Genomic DNA, 5,414 nt, shown 5'->3' with positions numbered 1-5,414 from the left:
CCCTCCCCCACACACGAGGCCCCCGCCCCCGTCAGGATCGACGACCCGTTCCGCGCCCCCTCCCCCACACACGAGAAAACCCCGTCCCCCGCCGGGAAGGCGGGTGACGGGGTCGGTGACGGGCGCTCGACGCTTAGTGGTCGACGTCCTCTCCGCGGGACCGGTCGGCCTCACGGTTGGCCTCATTGAGGCGCTCGAGCATATTGTGCTCCTCGCGCTCGTTCTCCTTGCGGATCTCGCGCTTGCGGCGCTGGATGTCCTCCGGGTCCGCGGAGAAGATGCCGCTCGTCTCGCTGTCGGCGAAGCCGAGGCGGTTGAGCTGCTTCGGCACCTTGGCGCCGGCGTACGGCAGCGGGACCGGGTGCCCGTTCTCGTCGACGGGGCCCAGCGGCTGGTGGACCTCGATGAACGCACCGTTCGGCATCTGCAGGATCGTGCCGGTCTCGATGCCGTGCTCCAGGACCTCGCGGTCGGAGCGCTGCAGGCCGATGCAGATCCGGTAGGTGACGAAGTAGGCGATCGGGGGCAGGACCAGCAGCCCGATGCGGCCGAACCAGGTCATCGCGTTCAGCGAGATCTGGAAGTGGAACGCGATCAGGTCGTTGCCGCCCGAGAGAGTCAGGAGGATGAAGAAGGTCAGGGCCATGGCGCCCAGACCCGAGCGGACCGGGACGTCACGCGGACGCTGCAGCAGGTTGTGGTGCGCGTCGTCGCCCGTGGTCTTCTTCTCGATGAACGGGTAGGCGATCAGCAGGACGACCATGGCGCCGGCGAGCAGCGCCACCCAGAACACGCCGGGGATGGTGTAGCCGAAGAGGTAGAGCTCCCAGGCCGGCATGACACGGGCTGCGCCGTCCGTCCACAGCATGTAGATGTCAGGCTGCGAACCGGCGGAGACCTGCGAGGGGTTGTAGGGCCCCAGGTTCCAGATCGCGTTGATGGTCGTCAGGCCGGCCATCAGGGCCAGGGCGCCCAAGGTCAGCAGGCCGAAGCCGACGGACTTGACGGCGAAGACCGGCATGATGCGGATGCCGACGACGTTGTTCTCGGTGCGGCCGGCGCCCGGGAACTGGGTGTGCTTCTGGTACCAGACCAGGGCCAGGTGCGCGGCGATGAGGCCGAGCAAGATGGCCGGGATCAGCAGGACGTGGGCGATGTAGAAGCGGTCCAGCATCAGCTCGGAGGGGAAGTCCCCGCCGAAGATCAGCCAGTGCAGCCAGGTGCCGATGATCGGCAGGCCGACGACGATGGCGGACATGATGCGCAGGCCGACGCCGGAGAGCAGGTCGTCCGGCAGGGAGTAGCCCATGAATCCCTCGGCCATGCCGAGGATCAGCAGGGTGCAGCCGATGATCCAGTTGGCCTCACGCGGGCGGCGGAACGCACCGGTGAAGAAGATGCGCAGCATGTGCGCGACCATCGAGAACATGAACAGCAGGGCCGCCCAGTGGTGCATCTGCCGGATGAAGAGGCCACCGCGCACCTCGAAGGAGATGTTCAGGGCGGTCTCGTAGGCGCGCGACATCTCGACGCCGTTGAGCGGCAGGTACGCGCCGTCGTAGATCACCTTGGTGATCGACGGGTCGAAGAAGAGCGTCAGGTAGACACCCGTCAGCAGCAGGACGATGAAGCTGTAGAGGGCGATCTCACCGAGCAGGAAGGACCAGTGCGTCGGGAAGACCTTGTTGATCTGCCGGCGCATGCCGGCCGCGGCTGTGTACCGCGAGTCGATGTTGTTGCCGATTTCGGCGAGCTTGTTGCTCATTAGGACTCACGCTCCCAGAAGGCCGGGCCGACAGGTTCGGCGAAGTTGTCTTCCGCGACGAGGTAGCCTTCCTCGTCCACGGTGATCGGCAGCTGCGGCAGCGCACGGGCGGCCGGACCGAAGACCGGCTTGCCGTAGTGCAGCGCGTCGAACTGCGACTGGTGGCACGGGCAGAGAATGCGGTTGGTCTGCGCCTCGTACAGCGAGGTCGGGCAGCCGATGTGGGTGCAGATCTTCGAGTAGGCGTAGTAGTCGCCGTAGTGGAAGTCTTCCTGACCCTCGCGCTCGATGACCCGGGCGGCGTCCTGGGAACGCAGGCGGATCAGCATAACCGCGTTGCGCGGGCCGTGGATCGAGTGCATGTGGTGCTCGTAGACGTCGCGCTGCTTGTCGTACTTGTCACCGTCGTTGACGTCCTCCTCCGCGAGGGGGAAGACGGTCTCCATGCCGCCGGCGGCGAGGTCCTCGGGGCGGACGCGGACCAGACGGGAGATGCCCTGGGTGGTCATGTGCGTGCCGGTGTCCGAGGTGTGCTCCTCGGCGGCCGCGCCCGTGTCGCGGCCGAGGTATAGCTTGACGCCCTTCTCGTGCAGCGTCCAGCCGGAGGTCCACAGCGTCCCGTCGCCGTGGTAGTCCATCTCGCGGCGCTTCCACGGGTTCTTGATCATGCCGCCCAGCGGGGCGATGATCACCAGGCCGGCTGCCACGGCGCCGACGCCGAGCAGGCCCTGCATCGCCTTGCGGCGGCCCAGGGTGGAGGTCTGCCAGGAGTCGTTCAGCAGCGCGGTGATCGTGCGGCGGTCCACCTCGTCGGAGGGGCCGTCGTGACGGCGCTGCACCGAGATCTCCTCGGGGATGAACTTCTTCTGGAACTGGACCAGGTAGATGCCCAGCGACACGATGCACAGACCGGCGGTCAGGCCGAGCAGCGGCGTGTAGAAGGTGTACATCCACAGGCCCTCGTCGCCGTGGCCCTTGTAGTGCCAGGGCCAGAAGAGGTAGACGGCCAGGAAGGCCAGGCCGGAGACGATGGCTATCGTCAGCCAGACGTTCAGCAGGGTCGCGGCCCGCTTCTCGGCGGGGTCGTTGGCGACCGGGAAGCGCTCCTTGCGGTAGGCGACGGTCACGTCGTCGAGCTCGGTGCCCAGCCGGGCGAGCTCGTCGTTGCTCATCGCCCCGAGTTCGCGCTCCGTGTAGGTGTTGTTCTTGTCGCTCATGAGCGCGTTCCAATCCAGATAGCAGCGGAGATGAGGACCATCAGGCCCACGAACCACATGAAGAAGCCCTCAGAGACCGGGCCGAGGCCGCCCAGCGACCAGCCGCCCGGGTTCGGGGTCTCCTTGGCCGACTTAATGAAGGCGATAATGTCCTTCTTCTCGTCGGCGGACAGCTGGCGGTCCGAGAACTTCGGCATGTTCTGCGGGCCGGTCAGCATGGCCTGGTAGATCTCCTGCTCGTTGGCCGGGTCGAGCTCGGGGGCGTACTTACCGGAGGAGAGCGCGCCGCCACGGCCGGTGAAGTTGTGGCAGGAGGCGCAGTTCAGGCGGAAGAGCTCGGAGCCGCGGGCCACGTCCTCGGGCTGGATCTGCCCGTCGTAGTTCGCGCCGCGGAGCTCCTCCATGGCGATCGAGCCGTCCTCGTTGTAGACGAGCTCGGGGCCGCCGCCGTTGGCCGCGACGTAGGCGGCCATGGCCAGGGCCTGGTCCTCGGTGTAGCGCGGGGTCTTGCGCTCGGCCTGGGCGTCGTTCGACATCATCGGCATGCGGCCGGAGTGGACCTGGAAGTAGGTCGCACCGGCGCCGACGCCGATGAGGGACGGGCCGCGGTCCGGCACACCCTGAAGGTTAGCGCCGTGGCAGGTGATGCACGCGACGTCGTAGATGTCCTTGCCCTCCTGGATGATCGCCTGATCATCCTGCTGGGCGGTGGCCTGCTGTGCGTCCGGAGTAAGGGCGCTGGCGAGGACGCCGGCGCCGGTCAGGCCGATGGTGAGCGCGAGGGCACCGCCGACGGCCCGCCGCGCGCGACGACGCGAGCGCGTCTTCTTCGCCGGCGCGGGCGCTTCCGCGGCCCGCGCGGGGTTCTTGGGAGTGGTATCCATCGTTTCCCTTTAGCTTTCAGAGTTTTGGTCGCTGATTTCGGCGGGGGCCGCGGGCGCCGCAGTGACTGCGCCCGGGGGCGGCCCCGTCTACTGGATCAGGTAGACGATGATGAACAGGCCGATCCAGATGACGTCGACGAAGTGCCAGTAGTAGGAGACCACCATGGCGGCGGTCGCCTGCGCCGGCGTGAACTTCGACTTCGCGACGCGCAGCAGCACGACCACGAAGGCGACGACGCCGGCCAGCACGTGGGCGGCGTGGAAGCCGGTCGTGATGAAGAAGACCGAGGCGAACACGCTGCTCGGGATCGTCACGCCCTCCATGATCAGCTCGGCGTACTCGTAGCCCTGCATGCAGAGGAAGATCACGCCGAGGAGGATCGTCACGGTGTACCAGCGCCGCAGTCCGTAAACGTCACCCCTTTCCGCGGCGAAGACGCCGAACTGCGAGGTCACCGAGGAGGAGACCAGGATGATCGTGATGATCGCCGCGTACCACACGGTCAGATGGCTGGTCTGCTGCTCCCAGTCACCCGATTGGCCGTTGGCACGCGCGGTGAAGTACATCGCGAACAGTCCGGCAAAGAACATCAGTTCCTGCGAAAGGAACACGATGGTGCCGACACTGACCATGTTCGGTCGATTCAGCGCCGGCACGCGCTCGCGTTCCGTCGCACCTGGGTTAGAAATTGCGCTCGTCACGCCCTCAAGTATGGCTGGAATCCAAGGGGCAGTCACGTCGTATCCCCCGCTCCCCGAACCTCTGTCACAGGGCCTATTCAGGTTGAGAGGCGATGTGCGCCCGCAGAAATTTCGTCGGAACTCACGGGAACTTCTTCGCCCTCGCGTCCGACCACTCATCGACGCTGGTCATGAACAAACAATCCGGACCTCACCGAGAGATTCTTCCCCTGAAACCATTTCGGACTTTTCGGGCGCCAGGTTTCCCACCGAATTGCAAGCGTTTACGGGGTGACATACCTCATAGTTTTTTCGGGAACTGGTTCGCCGTTCTCCTACTTTCGGCTAACCCCCGCTTATCATTCTTTCAGACGAGCACGTGCCCAACCCCGTGTCTCAACCTTTCCGCCCGAGCCCCTTTTCGACCCCTGACCGGGCCGTCTCTCTTTCGCGAGGAGCCCCGCCGTCCCCGGATCCACCACCGCGGATGCACGTGTGGGCGTGAGATCAGCCCTCTGTCTTCCCCCACCGCTTCGATTGCCGACGCCGCGCGCGCAGCACCCCGGGCGCACATCTTCCCCCTCGCCGCCCGCTCCCCCGATTACCGACGCCGCGCTCCCATCACCGCCGGCGCGTCCCTTCCGGGCGTTGCGCCGGGCACGGCACGTGCTGCGCCACTCCCCTGCGCCGCGCCCCGGCACCGCTTCCCTGTGCCGACAATGCCCGAGCCTTTACGGCCTCGTGGCCGGCCCCGGCATGGCGCATGCCGCGTCGGCCAACCACACAACGGTACGGTACCGGCGACGGAGGCCGACGGGGCGTCGGCAAACACAAAGAACCGGGCCCCGGTCTCCGTGTGTCACGGAG

At 66.6% G+C, this 5,414-nt stretch carries 4 protein-coding genes; all 4 read right to left on the bottom strand.

Annotated features, from left to right (window positions below; translation table 11 throughout):
* Nucleotides 1–133: 133 nt before the first annotated feature.
* The 4 genes from QP119_RS11390 to QP119_RS11375 all read right to left on the bottom strand — a co-directional run bounded on the left by QP119_RS11390 (nucleotide 134) and on the right by QP119_RS11375 (nucleotide 4,568).
* Complete coding sequence (locus QP119_RS11390) at nucleotides 134–1,765, bottom strand: cytochrome b (protein WP_284776281.1); 1,632 nt, start codon at nucleotides 1,763–1,765, stop codon at nucleotides 134–136.
* Nucleotides 1,765–2,982, bottom strand: a complete 1,218-nt coding sequence (locus QP119_RS11385; RefSeq protein WP_284776279.1) for a ubiquinol-cytochrome c reductase iron-sulfur subunit — start codon at nucleotides 2,980–2,982, stop codon at nucleotides 1,765–1,767. Before QP119_RS11385 ends, QP119_RS11390 begins: the two co-directional genes overlap by 1 nt.
* Nucleotides 2,979–3,866, bottom strand: a complete 888-nt coding sequence (locus QP119_RS11380) for a cytochrome c (protein WP_284776277.1) — start codon at nucleotides 3,864–3,866, stop codon at nucleotides 2,979–2,981. The genes QP119_RS11385 and QP119_RS11380 overlap by 4 nt, the downstream gene beginning before the upstream one ends.
* Before the next feature lie 87 nt (nucleotides 3,867–3,953).
* Nucleotides 3,954–4,568, bottom strand: a complete 615-nt coding sequence (locus tag QP119_RS11375; RefSeq protein WP_284776275.1) for a cytochrome c oxidase subunit 3 — start codon at nucleotides 4,566–4,568, stop codon at nucleotides 3,954–3,956.
* Nucleotides 4,569–5,414: the final 846 nt, after the last annotated feature.

It is taken from the genome of Corynebacterium frankenforstense, assembly GCF_030211955.1.
Lineage (GTDB): Bacteria > Actinomycetota > Actinomycetes > Mycobacteriales > Mycobacteriaceae > Corynebacterium > Corynebacterium frankenforstense_A.
This window is presented reverse-complemented; position numbering and strand designations above follow the sequence as displayed.

Coding starts and splice junctions, on each gene's coding strand:
- QP119_RS11390 (WP_284776281.1), bottom strand. CDS start 1,765: ATGAGCAACAAGCTCGCCGAAATCGGCAACAACATCGACTCGCGGTAC.
- QP119_RS11385 (WP_284776279.1), bottom strand. CDS start 2,982: ATGAGCGACAAGAACAACACCTACACGGAGCGCGAACTCGGGGCGATG.
- QP119_RS11380 (WP_284776277.1), bottom strand. CDS start 3,866: ATGGATACCACTCCCAAGAACCCCGCGCGGGCCGCGGAAGCGCCCGCG.